We start from the raw sequence: 21,264 nt of genomic DNA, 5'->3' as shown, positions 1-21,264 counted from the left end.
CGCGCCGAACGCCAGCGGTGGCGCGACGAGCGGGCCCGCGCCAAGGCAGAGTTCGCGGAGGCCCGCCGGCACGGGCTCGCGGCACGGCACGCGACAAAACTGGCCCGGCTGCGCAATGCCCGTCTGCTGGCGGAGCTGGACCGCACTGATCCCGCGGCGCCTGCTCCTGCGGTGCGCGGGGCTGGAGTGCCAGGGGCTGCAGGGCGTGCGCCGGTCGTGCCCGAGGCGGTGGTGTCTGCGCCTGCGGTGCCAGGGGCTGTGGTGCGGGCGCCGACGGTGGCTTCGCCGATGGTGCTTTCGCCTGCTGCCCAACCTTCGGCCGAAGGGGCCACGGCAGCAGGGGAGCCGTCACCACGCCGGTGTCCCGCACCCGAGGACACCGGCGCCGGGCCCGACACGCCCGCGACGGCCGAAGCCGACACCGACACTCGCATCGACATTGACGCCGATGTGGACACCGACATCGACCCCGGCAGCGGCATCGACACCGGCAGATCGGCGCCGGCCGGCACCGGCACCTGCGGACCTCGGCCGGCGTCGGCTCGTGCCGGTATCGGCGCCCGTGTCCGGCGGCGCACCGGGCGCCCCCGCGGTTGTGTTCGAGTGCCGGTGCTGCGGCACCTGCCGTGCTGGTATCGGCCGGGGTGTGCTCCAGTCCGCGCCGCTCGCATGCCGGCCGTGTCAACTGCGACCGCGACGCATCCATCATCGCCGCCGTTTCCGTCGCCGAGGCCGCCACCGACCTCGTCGCAGGGGTCGCTGTCGCCGTCGCCCTTGCTGGGATCGTCGCCGTCGGCGGGGCTGCCGTCGCGGTCGTTGCTGGGGCCGGTGTCGCCGGCGGGTGTCAGGTGGTTCGGTCCGGTGCCTTGTCTCGGGTGGGAGTGGTGCTGGTGAACGCCTTCAGGGCGGCGGTTGGGTCGTCGGCGAAGCAGCGGACGGTCCGGATCTCGCAGGTGGCGCCGAGGGGGCGGACCGCGGTGACCGGGGTGGTCAGCTCCAGCAGGAGGTTCGCCTGGGAGGAGACCGCGACCGTGAGAGCGTCGCCGGTGACGCGGATCGTGCCGTGCTCGGCGTGGCTGTGGATGCGGCGGGCCGTGGCGATCCGGTCGCGGGGGATGCGCAGGTCGAAGAAGGCGCCGGAGCGGATGCGGACCTCGGTGGCGGACACGACGTGGGGGCGGGTCACGTAGGAGGCGATGACGGCGAGGGCCGCGAGGATGGCGTACGCGTCGAGCACTGCCAGCACGGTGCGCACCGCGACGGGGGTGCCGAGGGAGCGCAGCACGACCTCGACCACGAACAGTTCGACGACCATCGCGCCGAGGAAGACGAGGAGGGCGGGGGCCTGGGCGGCGAAGTACGGCACGGGCACGGCGCCGGGTGGGACGCCGTGGCGGCGGCGGGCCAGCCACAGGGCCAGGCTGACCATGCCTCGCACGTCGAAGCCCATGATGCGCCGGACCTGGACGGGGACCAGGCGTTCGTAGGCGGTGCGGGCGGCCGCGCGGCGGGGCAGGCCGGCACGGCGGGCGGCGCGGTACAGCCGCAGCACCGTCACCGCCTCCAGCAGCAGGACCGCGAGCACCACCGCCTCCGCCGCCGCCAGGGCAGGACGGGGCAGCGGCACGCCCGACGCCACCAGCACCAGCAGGAGCACCTCGGCCGGCACGGCGGCGAGCAGGGCGGCGCGGGCGAGGCGCGGTGTCACGGGCGTTCCCGCAGCACGAGCAGGAGCACGGCGGCGAGCAGGGCGGCGCGGGCGAGGCGCGGTGTCACGGGCGTTCCCGCAGCACGAGCAGGAGCACGGCGGCGCGGGCGAGGCGTGGTGTCACGGGCGCTCCCGCAGCACGAGCAGGAGCTGCCGGAAGACCTCGGCCTGGGCGGGGGACATCTCCTGGGTCATCGACTGCCACCAGCGGGCCGTCGCGGGGTCCTCGGCAGTGGTGGTCATCGCGGTGGCCATGCCGGCGGGCAGGTGGGCGGCGAGGTCGGCGACCCGGGGGTCCGTGGGGTCGGCGGTGGCGAGAGCGTCGAGCCGGGCGTACAGGTCGCGGCCGCGATCCAGGGCGGCGGTCTCGGTGAGGGGGCGCAGCAACTCGGCGAAGCCGGCCCGGGCGTCCTCGTCGGCGCCGGTGTCGATGAGGGTGAGCAGCTCGCGGTCCAAGGCGCCGAACGCGGAGCCGCCGGTCGGCAGGTCCCGCAGTACCGCGGCCAGATCCGGCGAGACGGTGGCGTCGGGATCGAGGTCGGGGCGGGCGAGCAGGGCCGCGAGGCGGGCGCGCCGGGCGGCGAGGGCGGCCTGCTGGCGGGCCAGCTCGGCGTCGAGCTCCTCGAGGACCTCGCGCAGCTCGCGGCCGCGGTCGTCGGCGAGGACGTCGCGGATCTCGTCGAGGGACAGGCCGAGCTCGGCGAGCCGGCGGACCCTGGCGAGCACGACGGCGTCGCGCAGGCGGTACTCGCGGTAGCCGTTGACCAGCCTGGCCGGCTCGGGCAGCAGGCCCAGGTGATGGTAGTGCCGCACGGTCCGGGTGGACACCCCGACCAGCGCGGCAAGCTCGCCGATGCGCATGCGTCCAAGTAGAAACGTTGCCGCAGCGGCAACGTCAAGCCATCGACGGAGCCGTCAAGCCGGCGGCGGAGCCGTCAAGCCGGCGGCGGAGCCGTCAAGCCGGCGGCGGAGCCGTCAAGCCGGCGGCGGAGCCGTCAAGCCGGCGGGTGGGTGTCGAGCCAGGTCCGCAGCGCCCACCAGTAGCGCAGGGTCTCCAGCACGGTCAGGTGCTGCTCGGCGTCGGCGGGCGGCAGGCCGGTGATCTCCTGCAGCCGCCGCAGCCGGTATCGCACCGTGTTCGGGTGTACGTGCAGGGCCACCGCGGTCCGGTCGAGGCGCTGGCCGTGGTCGAGGTACGCCAGCGCGGTCGACGCGAGCTCCCGGTGGAACTCGTCGGCGGGGCGCAGCGCGCCGAGCAGCGCGCCGCCGAGCAGGGCGGCGAGCCGCGGCTGGAGGGTGAGCGCGGTCTCGCCGGCGAGGTCGGCGACGGTGTGCACGCCCTGCCGGCCGAACCGGGTGGCCGCGGCGAGCGCCGGCACGCACAGGGCGTAGCCGGCGTGGGCCTGCGCGGGTGGCGCGGCCGGGGCGACCATGACGAGGACCGGTGCGTCGACCCCCTCGGGCGGGCGCGGCGCGAGACCGGCGAGCCGGCCCTCGACGACGCCGAACACCCCGCCGTACGAGGACCAGCGCTGCTCCAGCGCGCGGGCACGGCCCGGGTCGGACACGTCGGAGAGCAGGCAGTGGTACCGGCCGCCGGGGTGCAACCGGAAGCGGGCCAGCTCCCGCGCGTCGACGTCGCCGGAGGTGCCGAGCAGCAGCCGGCGCAGCAGGGCGGTGCGCTCGTCGCGGCCGCCGCGGGCCAGTTCGAGCTCGGCGGCGCGGTACCCGGCGATGACGTGCCGTTCGAGGGCGCCGGCGTACCGGTCGAACTCCAGCGCGGCCTCGAGCAGGACCTGGTCACGGATGCCGGCGGCGCGGCCCCGGCCGACCGCGATCTCGAACGTGCGGGTCCGGCCCGCCTGCACGGCGCTGAGCAGCGCGCTGAGCGGCACGCCCTGCGCCGCCCGGTCCGCGCCGAGGCGGGTGGCCTCGGCGAAGTCGTGCCCGCTGGGGTCGGCGAGGCGTTCGAACGCGGCCAGGCCGGCGGCGACCAGGACCGCGATGTGGCGGCGGTTCTCCGCGGCGGGCAGCCGGGCGACCTCCGCCGAGCAGGAGCGGGCCGCCTCGACGAGCTCGTCGACCACGGCGGGGTCGGCGGCCATGTCCCGCAGCAACGGCACCAGCGACATCGGCTCCGCCTCCCAAGGCCGTTGTGGCCGGCGCACAACCCGCCGCCCCGGCGTTGCGCCCCGAAACCTATCGATGAACGTGCACCCCCGCTTTTCTGTTACCGCAAGGTAACATTGCTTCCGCCGTCAGGAGAGCCCCGTGACACGCAAGCGAGCCCGCCGCACGCTCGTCGCCGGTCTGGTCGCCGCCGCCGGCCTCATCGGCACCGTCCCCGCCACCGGTGCCCTGCCCGCCGCCGCCGCGACCACCCTGCAGCAGGTGATGTTCGTCGGCAACAACTGGGACGGCACCGTCGATGTCATCCAGCCCAGCGGCGCGTACACCGGCCTCGGCCGCATCAACGTCGTGCCCGACCGCACCCAGCGCCTCTGGGAGATCTACCTCAACCCCGTCAAGCTCGCCTTCTACCTCGGCGTCCAGCAGGGCCCCGGCGAGGGCCACGACCAACTCGTCGACGACATGTACACCACGCCGGACGGCTCGGCGCTCGTCGTGTCCCGGCCCAGCTTCGCCGACGTGGTCTCCGTCGACCTGCGCACCGGCGCGCTGCGGTGGCGCTTCCCGGTGTCCGGGTACCGCGCCGACCACATGGCCGTGTCGCCCGACGGCACCCGCGTCGCGGTGTCGGCGTCCACGTCGAACACCGTGCACGTGCTCGACATCGCCACGGGTCGGCAGGTGGGGTCGTTCGCCACCGGCGACAAGCCGCACGAGAACGTCTTCACCGACGGCGGCCGGTACCTGTGGAACATGTCGATCGGCGAGGTCAACACGGCGCTGGACGAGCCGTGGCTGGACTGGACGAAGGGCGACCGGCACATCACCGTGGTCGACACCGCCACCTTCCAGCCGGTGAAGGTCATCGACATGCGGCCGCGGCTGGACGCGTTCGGCCGCTCCGACCTGTCCGACGCGGTGCGCCCGGGCGTGTTCACCCCCGACGAGTCGACCCTGTACTTCCAGGTCTCGTTCTTCAACGGCCTCGTCGAGTACGACGTCGCCACCGACCGCGTGACCCGCGTCGCGACGCTGCCGAAGAACCCGGCCACCAGTGAGGACCGCACCACCTGGGTCAACGACTCCCGCCACCACGGCCTGTCGATGAGCCCCGACGGCACCAAGGTGTGCGTGGCCGGCACCATGGACGACTACGCCACCGTGCTGAACCGGGCCACCCTCACCCCGGGTTCCCTGGTCGCGGCGAGCAAGCCGTACTGGGCGACCGTCAGCGCCGACGGCCGCGACTGCGTCATCTCCGAGTCCGGCGCGGACCGGGTCACCGCGATCAGCTTCGCCACCGGCCAGAAGGTGGCAAGCGTCGCCGTCGGCGACCACCCGCAGCGGGTCCGCCTCGGCCGGCTCCCCGTCGGCTGGACCGCACCCCGCTGACCCGCCGCCGCGCACCCCGTGGCCCATGCCGTACGGGCCTGCCGTCACCACCGGCGGGCCCGTACCGTCGGGGCATGATCGACCGTACCGACGTCCTCGTGCTCGGCGGGGCCGGCGTCGACACCGTGGTGCCCGTGCCGGACCTGCCGCTGCCGTTCGCCGACAGCTACCTCGTGCCGGCGATCCGTACCCGGGCCGGGCAGACCGGCGACGGCGTCGCCCTCGGCCTGCACGCGCTCGGGCTGCGCACCACCCACCTCGACGTGCTCGGCGACGACCCCGAGGGCGCGCTGGTGCGTGACCTGCACGAGCGTCACGGCGTGCCGTTCGTCGCGGTGCCGACCCCCGCCGGCACCAAGCGGGCCGTGAACCTCGTCGACCCGCTCGGCCGGCGGTTGTCGCTGTACGACGGCAGCCGCCAGGACGACACCGCCCGCTTCCCCGACGACCTGCTGCGCGACCTCGCCGGGGCGGCCCGGCACGTGCACGTGTCGATCACCGACCCCTGCCAGCACGCGGTCGCGGCCCTGGCGGACCTGCCGGTGACCGTGTCGACGGACCTGCACGACTGGGACGGCGCGAACCCGTACCACGAGCAGTTCGCCCGCGGCGCCGACCTCGTGTTCATGTCCGCGGCCGCGCTGCCCGACGTGCCCGCCACGCTGCGCCGCGTCCTGGCGATGGGCCGCCCGCACGTCGCCGTGGCCACCGCCGGCGCCGAAGGTGCGTACGTCCTCACCCGCGACGCGCCGGACGTCCTGCACGTGCCGGTCGCGCCGCTGCCCGCCCCGGCGGTCGACTCCAACGGCGCCGGCGACGCGTTCGTGTCCGGCTTCCTGTTCGGCCACCTCACGGGCGAGCCCGCACCGGCCTGCGCCCGCCTGGGCACGGTCGCCGGGGCGCACGCCTGCACCGTGCCCGGCACCCGCGTCGACCCGATCAGCCGCGCCGCCCTGCTGACCCGCGCCACCGCCTGACCGCCCCGGGCAGGACATCACCGGGGCAGGGCGCGGGGGTCGGGGGCGCGAGACGGCAGCGCGGCGGGGCGGTACGGGCGGGCGGTGCGTGGCAGGGTCCGGCCAGGGCGGCGGACTTGACACGGCCAGGGGCGCCCGACTTCGATGATCGGACGGATCGGGGGAGGGGTCAGCGTTGGAGCTCGGCGTCGACCTCGGCACGTCCAGCACCGTGGCGTTCCTGCGCCGGGGTGGCGGGCCGCCCGAGCCGGTCCTCTTCGACGGCGCGCCGTTGCTGCCGTCGGCGGTCTACGCCGACGAGGGCGGGGCGCTGCTCGTGGGGCGCGACGCCGTGTACGCCGCCCGCGCCCGGCCCGAACGCTTCGAAGGTAACCCGAAACGGCGCATCGACGACGGGACCGTGCTGCTCGGGGCGGAGGTGAGCGTCGAGGCGCTGCTCGGGGCGCTGCTGCGGCGGGTCGTCACCGAGGCGCGGCGCATCGGCGGGACGGCGGTCACCGGCGCCACCATCTGCCACCCCGCCGCGTGGGGGCCCGGCCGCCGCGCCACCCTCCTGCGTGCCGCGGCGGCCGCCGGGCTGGACGGGGTGGTGCGGCTGGTCCCCGAGCCGGTCGCGGCCGCGGCGTTCCACCTGCGCCGGCACGGTCCCGGCCCCGCCGACCTGCTCGTGTACGACCTGGGCGCCGGCACCTTCGACGTCGCCGTCGTCCGGCACGCGCCCGACGGCACCGGGGCCGCGGGCCGCATGGAGGTGCTGTGCAGCGCCGGGCTCGACGAGACCGGCGGCCAGGACGTCGACGCCGCCGTGGTCGACCTGCTGCGCCGGCGCTCCGGGCGGCCCGAGCTGTGGGCGCGGCTGGACAATCCCACGACCGTCGCCGACCGGGCCGCCCGCCGGCAGCTGTGGGACGACGTGCGCAACGCCAAGGAGATGCTGTCGCGGACCAGCTCGGCGGTGCTGTACCTGCCGCTGCTGGACACCGACCAGATCCTCACCCGCGAGGAGCTGGAGCAGCTCGCCGCCCCGCTGATCCAGCGCACCGTCGCCGCGGTCGCCGCCGCCCTCGCCGACTGCCCCGTGCCGCTGCGCCCGCTCGGCGCCGTCATCCTCGTCGGCGGCGCCAGCCGCATGCCCCTCGTCGCCACCATGCTGCACCGCGCCCTCGGCCTCGCCCCGACGATCATCGACCAGCCCGAGCTGGTGGTGGCGGCCGGCAGCATCGACCCCCTGGTGACCGCCCTGCCCTCGATCGCCCCGCCGCCGGCGCCCGCGGGCCCGTACGCAGGACCGGCCTACGCACCGGGACCGCCGGCCTACGCGCCCGGGTCGCCGGTGGTCGCGCCGGGGGCGCCGGTCATGGGGTCGCCGGTGGTCGCGCCCGGGCCGCCGGTCATGGCGCCGGGGTCACCGGCATACCCGCCGGGATCGACGGCCTACCCGCCGGGGTCGCCGGGATCGACGGCCTACCCGCCGGGATCGCCGGTGGTCGCGCCGACGTCGCCCGCCTTCGCGCAGCAGCCGATCGGCTGGACCGGACCCGTGCCCATCTCCGGCGGCGGCGACACGTCAGGCGCACTGCCCGCCCCGCCACCCGCGCCGCCGGTGTCACAGGTCCCGCCGGCGCCGGCCCAGCGGCCGGCCTGGCAGCCCGTCCCAGGACCGGCCCAGCAGCCGTGGCCCCCACCGCCGCCACAGCAGTGGACGCCGCCGCCCGCGCCCGCCCAGTGGCGGCCCGGCCAGCCGCAGCTGCACGTACCGCAGCCGCCGCCATGGACAGGACAGCCGGCGGCGCCATGGGCGGGCGGGCCACCGGTGCCGCAGGACGACGGGACCCTGCTCGGCAACGTCGAGCTGCTGGAGATCGCCACCCCGCGGCGGCAGGGCGTCACCCTGCGCGGGCAGCTGCACGGCGGCTACGGCGTCGTCGAGCACGTGTTCCCCGCCGATCCCGACGGGCGGCTGCTCGTGTTCGCCGACACCCTCGTCCTGGCCCGGCACGCGACCCAGGACACCGCCGACCGGCTCGTGGCGACCCCGCCGTGGCAGGTGCGCAACGACGGCGCCGACGAGCGGCGCTTCGACCTGGACCTGCTCATCGAGCACCTGAGCGGCCCGCCGCAGCGGTGGCTGCCGAGCTTCGTGTGCCGCTGCCGCGACCTGTGCGCCCAACTCGTGGTGTACCTGGACCTCGACGCCGACGACCTGCTCGGCGAGCACACCACCATCGACCAGGTCGACGACATCCTGCGCAAGCACCTCGACGACGCCACCGCCGGCCGGTCCGCGCTGCGCCGCCTGGCCCGCATCGACCAGGCGCAGCTGGTCGAGGACTGGACCGACCTCGTCGCGCTGATCGACGACCACGCCGTCGACGCCACCTAGCGCCCGTGCCGCGCAGGTGACAGCGGCGCGACTGTCAAGGCCTTTCGAAAGCTTCCGAAAATAGTTCCCGGGCCGGGAATCGGCGGTTATCAACATTGCACCCCCGCCGCCCACCCAGGAGGGCTCGTGAAGCACGTGCACAGCCGTCTGCCGCCGCCGCGGTGCTCGTCCCGGTCCTGGCCGTCGCGGTGAACGGCACCCCAGCGCAGGCCGCCCCGGACCGCGTCGCCGGCTACGTCGGGCTGACCTTCGACGACGGCCCCGACCCCGACACGACCGGCGCGCTGCTGTCCGCCCTGCAGTCCGCCGGTGCCCGCGCCACCTTCTTCAACATCGGCCGGCGTGCGCAGGCCAATCCGTCGCTGGTACGCGCACAGCAGGCCGCCGGCATGTGGACCGGTAACCACAGCTGGACGCACGCGCACCTGACCCAGCTGAGCCCGGCGCAGATGAGCTCGGAGCTGTCGCAGACCCAGCAGGCCGTCCAGCAGGCGATCGGCACCGCGCCGAGGCTGTTGCGGCCGCCGTACGGCGAGACCAACGCGACGCTGCGGGAGGTGGCGTCGCAGTTCGGCCTCACCGAGGTGCTGTGGAGCGTCGACTCGCAGGACTGGAACGGCGCGAGCACCGCCCAGATCGTGCAGGCCGCCTCGAACCTGCAGGCCGGCGGCGTGATCCTGATGCACGACGGCTACCGCACGACGATCGACGCGATCCCGCAGATCGTCGCCGACCTCACCAGCCGCGGGCTGTGCCCCGGCATGATCTGCGCCGCGACCGGGCGGGCCGTCGCCCCGGACGGCACCACGACCCCGCCGCCGGGTGGTGGGACGAGCCCACCGCCCGGCGGTGGCACCAGCACCTTCTCCGCACCCGCCACCACCTGCCGCACCGCCTGACGCGGCACAGCGAAACTGGAGCACGGATGAGATTCGCAAGACTGGTCAACGCGAGCGTCCTGGCCGTCGTGGCCGTCGCCTCGCTGAGCACCGTGGCCGCGTCCGCGCACAACCCGCGGCCACCGAAACCGCAGGACCAGACCCTGCGGGCGCTTGCCGCCCGGCACGGGCTGTACTTCGGCACCGCGGTGGACCCCGCCGCGTACGGCGACACCAGTGACCCGGCGTACAAGCGGACGGTCGACACGCAGTTCTCCACCGTCACCGCCGAGAACGCGATGAAGTGGGAGAGCCTCGAGCCGACCCGCGGCACGTACAACTGGGGGCCGGCCGACGCGCTCATTGACGCCGCCGTGCGCAACCGGCAGCTGGTGCGCGGCCACGTGCTGGCCTGGCACAGCCAGCTGCCGGCCTGGCTCACCGCCGGCATCGAGGACGGCTCCATCGACGGCCCGCAGCTGCGCGCGCTGCTCAAGCAGCACATCACCGCCGTGGTGACGCACTTCAAGGGCCGCATCTGGCAGTGGGACGTGGTGAACGAGGCCGTCAGCGACCCGTGGGAGACGCCGAGCGCCATCCACCTCGGCGGCAACGCCGGGTCGTTCAAGCAGAAGTTCGCCGACCTGCTCGGCCCCGGGTACCTCGCCGAGGCGTTCCGCACCGCCCGCGCCGCCGACCCGAAGGCGCTGCTGTTCTACAACGACTACAACATCGAGGCGTTCGGTGACGGCGGCGCCGGCGACAAGACCCAGTTCGTCTACAACATGGTCAAGCAGCTGCGGGCGGACGGGGTACCGATCGACGGCGTCGGCAGCCAGGGGCACCTGGCCACCCAGTACGGCAACTACGACGTCTTCCAGGTCGCCGACGCGATGCAGCGCTTCTCCGACCTGGGCCTGGCGGTCGCCCTCACCGAGGTCGACGCGCGGAGCCTGCTGAAGAACGCCGACGACCCGACCCTGGCCGCCAACGGCGCCGACGTCAACGCCCGGGACCAGGCGGCGGCGTACAACTACCACGTGCTGCTGCAGGCGTGCCTGCTCAACCGGCACTGCCTGTCGTTCACGGTGTGGGGCTTCACCGACAAGTACTCGTGGATCCCGAACTGGTTCAAGAACCCGCCCGAGGGTGCCGGCTGCTTGTGGGACGCCGCGTACAACCCGAAGAAGTCGCTGCGGACCGTGCAGGGTGACCTGGCCGCGGCGGGTGCGCCGCTGGTGCAGCCGCGCATCCCGCAGACGCCGCGCCAGCTGCCGCGCCGCTGAGCGACGGGGGCGGGTGACCGGCGCCGCCGGAGAGGTCTCCGGCGGCGCCGGTCCCGTGTCCAGACGCCGGCCATCACGCCGGCAAGTGCCTCGACGTCACCGCCGCGTCCACCGCCGACGGGGCGAAGGTGCAGCTCTACGCCTGCAACGGCACCGGCGCCCAGCGGTGGACCGCGAGCGCCGGCCGGCTGATCAACCCGAACTCCGGCAAGTGCCTCGACGCGACCGGCAACAGCTCCGCCAACGGCACCCGGCTGCAGATCTGGGCCTGCACCGGCGGCGCCAACCAGGCCTGGAAGCTGCCCGGGTCGGCGACTCCCACCGGCGGCCCCAGCAGTGGCCCCACCAGTGGCCCGGCGAGCCCGACCGGGCAGCCCGCCGCGAAGAAGAAGGGCGTCAGCACCTGGGAGTTCCCGGGCCTGCCGGCGGCCGTCACGAACGTCGGCGCCGGCTGGTACTACAACTGGTCGCCCAGCAACGACAGCATGCCCGCGGCCGCGGAGTTCGTACCGATGATCTGGGGCGCCGCCAACGTCACCGACGCGACCCTGGCCAAGGCGAAGAGCGAGGGCACCGTGCTGCTCGGCTTCAACGAGCCCGACCTCGCCGGGCAGGCCAACATGAGCGTCGAGCAGGCGCTGTCGCTGTGGCCGCGGCTGGAGGCGACCGGCATGCGCCTGGGCAGCCCGGCCGTCGCGTACGGCGGCAACACCCCCGGCGGCTGGCTGGACCGGTTCATGACCGGCGCGCGGCAGCAGAACCGGCGGGTCGACTTCATCGCCCTGCACTGGTACGGCTCCGACTTCAGCGCCGCCGCGGCCGGGCAGTTCGCGGGGTACCTGCAGGCCGTGTACGACCGGTACCGCCTGCCGATCTGGGTCACCGAGTACGGCCTGATGAACTTCTCCGGCACGCCGAAGTACCCGACCACGGCGCAGATCACCGCGTTCATCACCGCGACGACCACCCGCATGCAGGCGACGTCCTACGTCGAGCGCTACGCGTGGTTCTCGCTGCCCGCCGTCGGCGACTCGCTGCCGTACGGCCTGTACAAGGACGGCACGACGCCGACCCCCGCGGGTGAGGCCTACCGGGCGGCCGGTTGACCCTCACCGCGCCCTCGCCGCGCGGGTGCCGGGAAGCGTACGCCGCCGCGAACCGTACCGGGTGAACCCAGGAAATCTCGTGCGGCGGAACTAGATTTTCGGGGTCGGACGGCGTAGCGTTGCAGGGGTCAAGAGAGACGCGAACACATGCTGACGCTTCCGCCCCGTCCGTGGGCGAAGGGACAGAGCCGCGACTGGCTGCGACTCCGTCCGATTCGGCAAGTGCAGACGACGAGAGGAAGGGGAGGGCTTTCACACCGTTGGATCGCCCGCCGTCGACCGTGGTACGAGGTCGGGCGAGCACCGCAGGTCCCATCGCACGAGAGGTGGTCTCCGGTCTGGCTGATGCGATCCCCGCACCCGGCGCCGAACGGCGCGGCAGGTGCGGTATGACAATCCGGCATTCGTGCCGGTAGATGGTGTTAGACCCAAAACCCTGGGCCCCGGCGCACGAGCGCCGGGGCCCTCAACTCGGAGGTGACGTGGCACAACCTGACAACCAGTTGGACGACGACGATTTTCCCGCGTACACGATGGGCCGCGCAGCGGCGATCATCGGCGTCTCGCACGACTTCCTCCGCCGGCTCGGGGAGCTGAAGCTCATCACCCCGCTGCGTTCGTCCGGCGGCCACCGGCGGTATTCCAAGCATCAGCTGCGGCTCGCGGTCCGGGCCCGCGAGCTGTGCGACCGCGGCACCCCCCTCGAGGCGGCGTGCCGCATCATCCAGCTGGAGGACCAGCTGGATGAGGCGCAGCGCGCCAACCGGGAGCGGCTCACCGAGATCGACTAGGGTCGAGGTATGCGTGTGCTGTTCGTGTCCGCGCCGCTGCTGGGCCACGTGCTGCCGCTCGTCCCGCTCGCCGAGGCGCTGCGCAGAGCCGGGCACGAGGTCCTCATCGGCACGGCCGCCGACGCCGTCACGGCCGGGCGGACCCGGAAGCTGCCCGTCGCCGACGTCGCCCCCGGCCTCTCCTTCGCCCGCGTCGCGCGGCGGATGATGCTGCGCCACCCGCTCGTCGCCCGCGCCGAGCTCGCCGGCACCGCCGGCACCCGCGGCGTGGCGCTGCTGTTCGGCGCCGTCAACGAGCGGCTGGTCGACGGCGTGGCCGCGCTCACCGACCGGTTCCGGCCCGACCTCGTCGTCTACGAGCCGCTCGCGGTCGCCGGCGCGGTCGCCGCCGCCCGGCGCGGCATCCCCGCCGTCCGCCACGAGAACAACCTCTTCGACGGCGCCGTCCTCGCCGCCGCGACCGCCGGCCCGGCGCTGCGCCGCCACCGCGTCGCCACGCTGCCCGACCCGGTCACCGCCGTCCAGCTCGCCCCGCCGGAGCTCGTCGGGGAACGCCCCGGCATCCCGATGCGCCACCTGCCCTGCGCGGCAGGCGAGACGACCGGGGCGTTCCCGGTCCGCCCGCAGCGGCCGCGCATCGCGGTGTCCCGCAGCACCGTCGACGGCCCCGGCGGCGGCGGGATCATGCGCGCGGTCGTCGCCGTCGCCGCCGACGTGCGCGCCGACATCCTGCTCGTGCGCCCGGAGCCGGGACTGCCCGCCCGCCTGCCGGACAACGTGTTCACCACCGGCTGGGTGCCGCTCGACGCGCTCATGCCCACGCTGGACGCCGTCGTGCACCACGGCGGCGCCGGCACCGTCCTCGGCGCGCTCGCCGCCGGCGTGCCGCAGCTCGTCGTCCCCGGCCCCGGCGACCGCCGGCACAACGCCACGGTGGTCGAGCGCTCCGGGGCCGGGTGGGCGGTGTCGGCGCCGGCCATCACCGCGGACCAGCTGCACCGGCTCCTGTCCGACTACGGGCTGCGGACCTCGGCGGGCAGGTTCCGGGCCAGCATCGCCGCCAGGCCGCACCCGGACGAGGTCGCCACCCGGCTGGCCGCCGCCGTGTGAACGCCGCCGGCGTCCCCCGCGCAGCGGAGGCGGTCGATCGGGGCGGGGGTTACGCTGCGGCCGTGGACCGGCTCGCCATCGACCTCGGCACCTCCAACACGGTCGCCGTGCTGCGGGGTGGCGACGGCAGGGTGCGGCCGGTGCTGTTCGACGGGCGGGAGCAGCTGCCGTCGGCGGTCCACGCCGGTCCCGGCGGGGTCCTGGTCGCGGGCCTCGACGCGGAGCGCCTCGCCCGCGACGACCCCGCGTCCTTCGAACCGAACCCGAAGCGCCGCGTCGACGACGGCACCGTCCTGCTCGGCGAGCACCCCGTCGCGGTCACCGACGTCCTTGCCACCGTCCTGGCGGCCGTCGCCGGCCGGGTGCCCGCCGCGCCGGCGGCGGTCGTGCTGACCGTGCCCGCCGGATGGGGTGCGCCGCGGCGGGAGGTCCTCACCGCGGCGGCGGCGAAGGCCGGCCTCGGCGCCGTGGAGCTGGTCAGCGAGCCGGTGGCCGCCGCCGCGTACTTCGCCGCCGAATCCGGCCGGGACCTGCCGCCCGGTGCGGCCCTGCTCGTCGTCGACCTCGGCGCCGGCACCACCGACCTGGCCGTGGTCCGCGACGGCCGGGTGATCGCGCAGGGCGGCCTCGACGTCGGCGGCCTCGACATCGACGCCGCGCTCGTCGGCGCCCTCGGCGGCGTGGTGTCCGCGACCATGCCCGGCGTGTGGCACCGCCTGGCCGCCCCGGTCACCGCCGCCGACCGCCGGGACCGGCTGCTGCTGTGGCAGGAGGTCCGGGCCGCGAAGGAGAGCCTGTCGCGGCTCACCGTCGCACCCGTGCACGTGCCCGGCTGCCCGGCCGGGTCGCACCTGACCCGCGACGAGCTGGAGTCGGTCGCCGCGCCGCTGCTGGCTTCCGTCGCCGACCTCGCCGAGGAGCTCTGCCGATCCCGCGGCGACCTCGCCGGCGTGTTCCTCGTCGGCGGGGGCAGCAGGCTGCCGCTCCTCGCAAGGGTCCTGCACACCCGGCTCGGCGTCGCGCCCGTCGTCGTCGAACGCCCCGAGACCGTCGTCGCCGAAGGCGCCCTGCACGCCGCGGCAGCGCCCCCGCCGGCGCCCACGGCCGGTCCGGTGCGCGTGGCACCTTCCGCGCCGCGCACCCCGCTGCGGCGCAGATGGCGCAGCCCGGTCACGGCGCTGCTGGTGCTGCTGTGCTTCGCCCTGCCGTTCGCCACCGTCTCGTGCGAGCCGCTCGACGGCTACGGCCGCGCACAGCGCGGGGGCACGACCGAGTACACCGCGTTCGACCTGGCGTTCGGCGGCACCCCGGACGTCAGGCCCGCCGGGCATCTGCGCCCGCCCGACCCGCGGCACCCCGACCGGCTCGACCCGCAGCCACCGCACCTCGCCGCGCTGCTGCTGCTCGCCGGTGTCCTCGCCGCCGCCGCCGGCCTCGCCCGCGACCGGCGCCGCCGGGTGGTGACCGCGGCCCTGGCCGGCGCGGCGGTGCTCGCGCTCGCCGCCGGGCAGCTCCTCGTCACCGGCCGGCTCGCCGACGCGGTCGCCGCGCAGAGCCGCCTGCCCGAGGGCAAGACGGCCGCCGACATGGTCGGCACCGGCGCAGGGTTCTGGCTGTCGGCCGTCCTGCTGACCGCCCTGAGCCTCGCCAACGCCGTCGCGGCGCTGCGGTCACCCGGCGCCGCGGTCAGTGGCCGCCGAACGGGTGGATGAGCCGGCTCATCCGCCGGTGCCCGCGCACGTGCTCCAGGTAGCCCTCCCACGACGCCGACCACGCCGGGCCGAACCCGGCGATGAGCTCGCCGACCCGGTGCAGCTGGCGGCTCGACGCGCGGGTCACCCAGCGCAGCACGGGTGCGGTCAGCACCGGCCGCAGGCCGCGGCTGTCGAGGTTGTGCATCAGGTGGTACGCGACGACCGCGTGCCGCTCGTCGCCCGGCTTGCGCAGCAGCTCGCTGAGCAGCGCGACGTAGTGCTCGACGACGCCGGGGTGCCGGCGCAGCACCGCGAGCAGCTCCCGCGGCGGGGCGCTGACGGCGAGGGCGGCGGCCACCTCGGCGGCGCGGAGGCTGACCAGCCGGGCCGGCAGCTCCTCCAGCTCGTGCAGCAGCACGACCGCCGGGCCGTCGCCGGTGGCCGGGCCCATGGTCAGGCGCCGCACCACGGCCCGCAGCACCCGGTCGTCGGCGAGCAGCTGGAACAGCAGCCGGTGCCGGGGGACCAGGCCCGCGTCGACGAGCAGGTGCCCGACCTCGACGTCCTCCTCGCTCAGCGGCGCGTCGCCGACCAGCCGGGCCACGAGTCCGTCCAGGACCGGCGGCGGCAGCACGACCCCGGCCGGGGCGAGCCGCTTGACCAGCCGCAGTTCGGCGACGGTCGGCGGGGTGAGGCCGAACAGTGCCGCCGCCGTCCACAGGAAGAGGTCGGGGTCGTGCGCCGCCCCGGTCAGCTGCCGCTGCACGAGGCCGGCGCGGTCCTCGCCGTGCTGGACCGCGCCGGCGAGGACGACCTCGGCCAGCGGCGGCTCCAGGTCGTCCAGCCGCGGCAGCAGCCACCGCCACCAGCCGGTGCCGACGTCGCGGCGCCGCCCCGGCACGGCCTTGACCCGCCGGGCCAGCTCGTCGACGAGGGCCTGCGCGAGGCGGTCGCCGCACGGCCAGCGGTCCGGGTCGTAGCCGGCGCCGGGGTGGTCGGCCCAGTGCTCGACGAGGTCGCGTCCCCGGTCGGCGAGGTCGGCCGGCTGGACGTCCATGCCGTAGCGGGCCGCGAGCCGCAGCAGCGCCTCGAACCCCTCCGGTGCTGGGCCGGCGTTCAGGGCGGCGAGGACCACCCGGCGGGCGGCGCTGTTTTCCGCGGCGGTCCACTCGCCGGCCGGCAGCGGCGCCGGTGCCCGGTCGCCCGCCTGGGCGCGCAGGGCGGCCGCGTCGGTCTCGGCGCGCAGCAGGGCGAGGCGGACCTCGGCGGCCTGCCCGGGGATGTGCCCGGCGGCGCCGGCCGCGTCCAGCTCCGCCAGGACCGGCAGGGGCCAGTCCGTCGCCGCCACGCCGAAGGCCGCCGCGATGCCGGTCGCGTACCGGCGGCGCAGCTCCTCCGGCCCGGTGCGCAGCCACCCGGCGACGGCCAGGGCGTGCGCGGCGCCGGGCTCGCGGCCCAGGACGGCGGCCGAGGCGAGCGCGGCGGCCGCGTCCGGCTCCAGCCCGCACGCCGCGGCGACGTCGACGGCGTCGACGACCTCGCGCGGCTCGTGGTCGAGGAACAGCCCCACCCAGCGCTCGGCGTGCCGGGTCGCCGCCGCGCCGGTGAACGCCCCGGTCGTCAGGTCGAACACGGCGTACCCGGCGGCCGGCGGCCCGGCGTGGACGGCGGCCACGAGGTCCGGGGCGTCGTCCGGGTGCACGCCGACCACCGGTACGCCCGCCGTGGCCGGGCCGGCGAACACGGCGAACCCGAGCGCCAGGGCCTGCGCGCGCGGCAGCAGCAGCGTCCCGGCGACCAGCCACTCGACGACCCGGGCGAGGTCCGTGCCGAGCAGGACGACCCGGGGACCGCCGGGCCGGCCGGCCAGCTCCAGCGCCGACACCAGCGCCGGCAGCATCGCCGCGCCGCCGGGGTGGGCGAGCACGCACTCGCGGACCAGCGACGGGGTCAGGGTGGTGGTCAGCGCCTCGTGCGGCACCGGCTCACCGGCGGCCGGCGGCGACCAGAACGGCGCGCCGAACAGCTGCGCCGGGCGCAGCGCGCCGTAGCCGGCCGGGTCGCCGGTGACCAGGCCGTGAGTGACCCGGCTGCCGTCGGCGGCGTGCCGTTCGACCGTCGTGGCGTACGTGCCGCCGGCCGCCACGTGCCCGAACGCCGCCGGCAGCGACGCGTCCGGGTCGGGCGCCGCCGGCTCGTACCGCACGAACGTCCGCTCGACCGGGGCCGTCCCGGCGCACGGGACCGGCCGCCCGCCGGCGCGGATGCGCGTCTCGATCCTGGGCGTGCCGGTGCCCGCGGCCGCCGGCCGCTCGTGACGCCCGTCGTCGTGCATGTCGTCGCTCCCATCCAGGCCCACCCATGGTTCGGCGCTCTCTGACGGACCGGTCCGTCAGAGCGCGCCACGGGGCACCTGAACTGGGCGACCGGGCTACAGGTCCTCGACGATGGCGAGGACCGCGACGGCGATGCGGGAGATCCTGTCCTGGTCGCGCAGGAGCCGCCCGACGTGCTCGCCGTCGGCGTGGCTGAGCTGCGGGCGGCCGTCCAGCGCCGGCACGGCGTCGCCGCCGAACGCGACCTCGATGACCTCGGCGACCACGGTGCGCGGGTCCTCGCCGGCGGCCAGGCGGGTCCGCATCGCGGTCATCGCCAGGTGGGCCAGCTCCCGCATGTACAGGTCGTCGCGCTCGGCCACGTCGACCAGGCTCAGCGCGGGCGTGAGCGGGGTGCCGCCCGGGGTCTGCGCGGCGAAGCGGGGCACCGGGACGTGCTTGTGGCCGAGCGGGCCCTCGACGTACCGCTCGTACCACTCCCGCTTGGCCCGCATGACCCGCAGGACGGCCTCGATGTCGTTGCGGACGTCGGTGTCGGAGCCGGTGTCCCAGACGCCGGTGAACCGGCAGCGCAGCGCGGCCCAGCTGTCGACCGGCCACACCTGTGAACCCGCGGTCGCCGGGTTGCCGACCCAGTTGAGCATCTGCACGGCGAGGTGGACCAGCCACCGGTCGCCGCCGAGCCCGTCGACGAGCCACTTCGGCGCGCGGGGGCGCTGCAGGGCGCCGATCTCGCCGCGGCGGCGCCGGTGCCCGTTGACGGTGGCGGAGTTGATCAGCCCGCAGATCCAGGCGTCGAGGTTGTCGATCGGGGCGGTCGCGCGGCGTACCACATCATGGACGACCGCCTCGACGTCGTCATGGAAACGGTCCAGGCAGTCGTCGGCGAGGTGCCGCACGGACACGGCGCACGCCGGGTGCCCCCGCCGCCGCTCCAGGCCCTGGGTCAGCCCGCTGTAGACGACCGGGTAGACCACGCAGTAGGCGCCGCCGGTGAGCCGCCGCCGGCGCGGCTCGTCGGCGTTGGCGACGGTCTCCGCGAGCGTTCCGAGCCTGGCCAGGCTACGGACCTCATCGGCCGCCGTCGAACTGCGTCGAGGCATGACGATTCCCCTCTAACAATGTCGATGCTGCGTGACGCGGGCACGGGTGGTGCGCTGAATCGCCGTGTGGAACGCACCTGTCAGTCTGGCATTGCACCCGGTAAAGGGAACGGCACGAACCGGCGAATCGGAAGTCGATCAGACCGGGCCGGGTCACCTTTCCGGCTGAGACCCGCGCCGACCCGGTAAGCGGCCGGTAAGCCGTCCGCGCGCCGCCGGTCACGGATGAACGACCCGGTCCGGGGCGAGTGTCGCGGATTGCTTCTCATCGCCAAACGCCAATGTATTTGATCCAATGGCAGCGGTACGCCCTCAGCCCGCACCCCATTTCGGTGGCGCACCGACCGGCGTCCGGGGCGCCGCCGGGCGGGGGTGCGGTCCGTCAGTGGGATCCGGGCGGTGCAACCACGCCCCTGGGTCCGAGCGCGGAGGTCGCCGTCATGCGCAGTTCCACCTGGCCGGGCACGGCGGGCACCGGCGGCGGGATCCGGCTGCCGGCGACGACGGGCCATCCGGGCGCGGGTCTGGGAGCATAGGGCGCATGGCCACTCCGCCCGCCGATCCGCCGGCTGACCGGATCACCGAGCTGCTGCACCGCGAGCTGCGCACCGCGCGGTCGTCGGCGATGGACGAGGGCAAGAGCCCCGAGGAGATCACCGCGGACCTGACCGAGCGGGTCCGCAGGCTGCGCCGCCTCAACGCCAACGGCTGGCGGCCCGGCACGCCCGAGCCGGACACCGGCCACGGCGACGACCAGCACCCGCCGTCACCGGACCGCACCACGCCCTAGATCCTGCCGTCCACCCTGACCGCCGGCCCGCCGCGCGGCCGGCTCGGAGCGGGGCCGGCTCGGGGCGTCGGCGGGGGGCCGCGCGGTTCACAGCGAACTCGCAGCAAACGGCCGCCGGTGCGCGGCGGGTGCCGCCGGTCCGCGGCCCCGGGCCGGGCGCGGCGGCGCTGAGCTGCGACGATCCGGACCGGGGCCGGGCCGGTGCGGCCCTGAGCGGCCCGGTGGGTGGGTCCGGGGTTTGGGGTGGAGCACTACACTCGCACATGAATTTCCGGTGCAGCCGTTCGCTCCGGTCGTCAGAGACTCCGCTGATCTGCGACGCTTTGCGCGGCAGTCGGCACGTTCATGGCGGCCCATAACGGTCCGGAGCAGTCCGGTCACCTGTGCAGCAGCGGGGGGCGCCCCCGCATATCGAGTTGGAGGAGTTCGTGGGAGTCAGCCTCAGCAAGGGCGGCAACGTCAGCCTCACCAAGCAGGCGCCTGGTCTGACGGCCGTCACCGTCGGTCTCGGCTGGGATGTCCGGACCACGACCGGAGCCGAGTTCGACCTGGACGCGAGCGCGATCGTCTGCGGCGAGTCGGGCAAGGCGATCTCGGACCAGCACTTCGTGTTCTTCAACAACCTGGCGTCGCCGGACGGCACCGTCAAGCACCTCGGTGACAACACCACCGGTGAGGGCGAGGGCGACGACGAGCAGATCAACGTCGACCTGGCGGCCACGGGTGCCGACGTGACCAAGATCGCCTTCCTCGTGTCGATCTACGACGCGGAGACCCGCGCGCAGTCCTTCGGTCAGGTGTCCAACGCCTACATCCGGGTCGTCGACCAGGCCAGCGGCGCCGAGCTCACGCGCTACGACCTGTCCGAGGACGCGTCGACCGAGACCGCGATGGTGTTCGGCGAGCTCTACCGCAACGGCGGCGAGTGGAAGTTCCGCGCCGTCGGCCAGGGCTACGCGTCCGGCCTCGCCGGCATCGCCCGGGACTTCGGGATCAACGTCTGAAACACACTGTTCACCAACTGGCGCGGTGACGCTTCGCATGCACCGTGTTCACTGGTGCAGCCCGGATGCATGTCCGGATTCAGACATGGATCCGGTTCGCGTTTTGTCGTCTCAGTACCATCGCCGCGGGTCGCCCCTCCAGCCGGACGGACGGCCCGCGGTCCCGTACCAGGGACAGCACTACCGGCCGCAACCGCGGCCTCACCGAGACGGTCGGAGGACGTCGCTCATGACACGGTGCAGCCGGCGCCCGGCCGTCGGACCGGACCCGGCACCCGCGCGCCCGCCCAGGCGCGTCCCGGCGTGACCGGTCCGTCACGGCGCGCGGGCGGCGACTCCGGCCGGGGACCGCGTCGCGGCCCGGGACCCGCCCGCCGGAAACCCGGCGCTGCGGGCACCGGCACTGCGCCCCAGGCGCCCGCCCGCACGAGCCGGCCCGCACCCGGACGGCCTGCATCCGGCAGGTCCGCCCCGGGAGGCTCGCCAGCCATGCCGGCACCGGAGGGCCCGCTCGGCACGCGGGCACCGGAGGGCACGCCCAGCGCGCCGGCACCGGAGGGCGCGCGGGGCTGCCAC

The 21,264-nt window shown here is 75.4% G+C and carries 16 protein-coding genes and 1 pseudogene; 12 read left to right on the top strand and 5 right to left on the bottom strand.

The genetic code is table 11. The features are described 5' to 3' along the window. Positions 1–844: 844 nt before the first annotated feature. From AB0H83_RS45235 to AB0H83_RS45225, 3 genes are all read right to left on the bottom strand, one after another. Positions 845–1,708 (bottom strand): hypothetical protein, encoded by an 864-nt coding sequence (locus AB0H83_RS45235; RefSeq protein WP_360107866.1) that lies wholly within the window; start codon positions 1,706–1,708, stop codon positions 845–847. Between the two features lie 120 nt (positions 1,709–1,828). After that, complete coding sequence (locus AB0H83_RS45230; RefSeq protein WP_360107864.1) at positions 1,829–2,569, bottom strand: MerR family transcriptional regulator; 741 nt, start codon at positions 2,567–2,569, stop codon at positions 1,829–1,831. Between the two features lie 134 nt (positions 2,570–2,703). Next, complete coding sequence (locus AB0H83_RS45225; protein ID WP_360107862.1) at positions 2,704–3,840, bottom strand: helix-turn-helix domain-containing protein; 1,137 nt, start codon at positions 3,838–3,840, stop codon at positions 2,704–2,706. Between the two features lie 262 nt (positions 3,841–4,102). Between AB0H83_RS45225 and AB0H83_RS45220 the strand changes: the two genes are divergently transcribed. The 10 genes and pseudogenes from AB0H83_RS45220 (at position 4,103) to AB0H83_RS45175 (ending at position 15,473) form a co-directional block, all read left to right on the top strand. Then, the gene (locus AB0H83_RS45220) at positions 4,103–5,230 is read left to right on the top strand and encodes a YncE family protein (RefSeq protein ID WP_360107872.1); all 1,128 of its coding nucleotides are present in this window, start codon (positions 4,103–4,105) and stop codon (positions 5,228–5,230) included. A gap of 74 nt (positions 5,231–5,304) precedes the next feature. Next, the gene (locus tag AB0H83_RS45215) at positions 5,305–6,207 is read left to right on the top strand and encodes an adenosine kinase (RefSeq protein ID WP_360107860.1); all 903 of its coding nucleotides are present in this window, start codon (positions 5,305–5,307) and stop codon (positions 6,205–6,207) included. Positions 6,208–6,382: 175 nt separating this feature from the next. Then, positions 6,383–8,590: an Hsp70 family protein gene (locus AB0H83_RS45210; protein WP_360107858.1), complete on the top strand. Its 2,208-nt coding sequence runs from the start codon at positions 6,383–6,385 to the stop codon at positions 8,588–8,590. A 161-nt stretch (positions 8,591–8,751) separates the two neighbouring features. Further along, complete coding sequence (locus tag AB0H83_RS45205; protein ID WP_360107856.1) at positions 8,752–9,489, top strand: polysaccharide deacetylase family protein; 738 nt, start codon at positions 8,752–8,754, stop codon at positions 9,487–9,489. Between the two features lie 26 nt (positions 9,490–9,515). Next, positions 9,516–10,754: an endo-1,4-beta-xylanase gene (locus AB0H83_RS45200; RefSeq protein WP_360107853.1), complete on the top strand. Its 1,239-nt coding sequence runs from the start codon at positions 9,516–9,518 to the stop codon at positions 10,752–10,754. A gap of 83 nt (positions 10,755–10,837) precedes the next feature. After that, positions 10,838–11,059 (top strand): annotated as a pseudogene (locus AB0H83_RS45195) (RICIN domain-containing protein); the annotation flags it as partial. Continuing rightward, the gene (locus tag AB0H83_RS45190) at positions 11,054–11,860 is read left to right on the top strand and encodes a glycosyl hydrolase (RefSeq protein WP_360107869.1); all 807 of its coding nucleotides are present in this window, start codon (positions 11,054–11,056) and stop codon (positions 11,858–11,860) included. The pseudogene AB0H83_RS45195 and the gene AB0H83_RS45190, both read left to right, overlap by 6 nt. 482 nt (positions 11,861–12,342) lie before the next feature. Beyond that, positions 12,343–12,651: a MerR family transcriptional regulator gene (locus AB0H83_RS45185; RefSeq protein ID WP_360107850.1), complete on the top strand. Its 309-nt coding sequence runs from the start codon at positions 12,343–12,345 to the stop codon at positions 12,649–12,651. 9 nt (positions 12,652–12,660) lie between these two features. Further along, positions 12,661–13,761, top strand: coding sequence for a nucleotide disphospho-sugar-binding domain-containing protein (locus tag AB0H83_RS45180; RefSeq protein WP_360107847.1), 1,101 nt, complete (start codon positions 12,661–12,663; stop codon positions 13,759–13,761). 62 nt (positions 13,762–13,823) lie between these two features. Beyond that, positions 13,824–15,473, top strand: coding sequence for an Hsp70 family protein (locus AB0H83_RS45175; RefSeq protein WP_360107844.1), 1,650 nt, complete (start codon positions 13,824–13,826; stop codon positions 15,471–15,473). On the opposite strand, the gene AB0H83_RS45170 is transcribed toward AB0H83_RS45175, so the two are convergent. Together AB0H83_RS45170 and AB0H83_RS45165 are read right to left on the bottom strand one after the other, a co-directional pair. After that, the gene (locus AB0H83_RS45170) at positions 15,448–17,790 is read right to left on the bottom strand and encodes a GTPase-associated protein 1-related protein (protein ID WP_360107841.1); all 2,343 of its coding nucleotides are present in this window, start codon (positions 17,788–17,790) and stop codon (positions 15,448–15,450) included. The genes AB0H83_RS45175 and AB0H83_RS45170 overlap by 26 nt on opposite strands. 96 nt (positions 17,791–17,886) lie before the next feature. Continuing rightward, complete coding sequence (locus AB0H83_RS45165) at positions 17,887–18,894, bottom strand: hypothetical protein (RefSeq protein ID WP_360107838.1); 1,008 nt, start codon at positions 18,892–18,894, stop codon at positions 17,887–17,889. 541 nt (positions 18,895–19,435) lie between these two features. Between AB0H83_RS45165 and AB0H83_RS45160 the strand changes: the two genes are divergently transcribed. Together AB0H83_RS45160 and AB0H83_RS45155 are read left to right on the top strand one after the other, a co-directional pair. After that, entirely contained in the window at positions 19,436–19,684 is a 249-nt protein-coding gene (locus tag AB0H83_RS45160) for a hypothetical protein (protein WP_360107835.1), read from the top strand. 428 nt (positions 19,685–20,112) lie between these two features. Continuing rightward, positions 20,113–20,688, top strand: a complete 576-nt coding sequence (locus AB0H83_RS45155; protein ID WP_360107832.1) for a TerD family protein — start codon at positions 20,113–20,115, stop codon at positions 20,686–20,688. Positions 20,689–21,264: the final 576 nt, after the last annotated feature.

It is taken from the genome of Dactylosporangium sp. NPDC050688 (assembly GCF_040654515.1).
Taxonomy (GTDB): Bacteria; Actinomycetota; Actinomycetes; order Mycobacteriales; family Micromonosporaceae; genus Dactylosporangium.
Note: the sequence above shows the minus strand (reverse complement) of the source record. Positions and strands in the feature narration are given on the sequence as shown.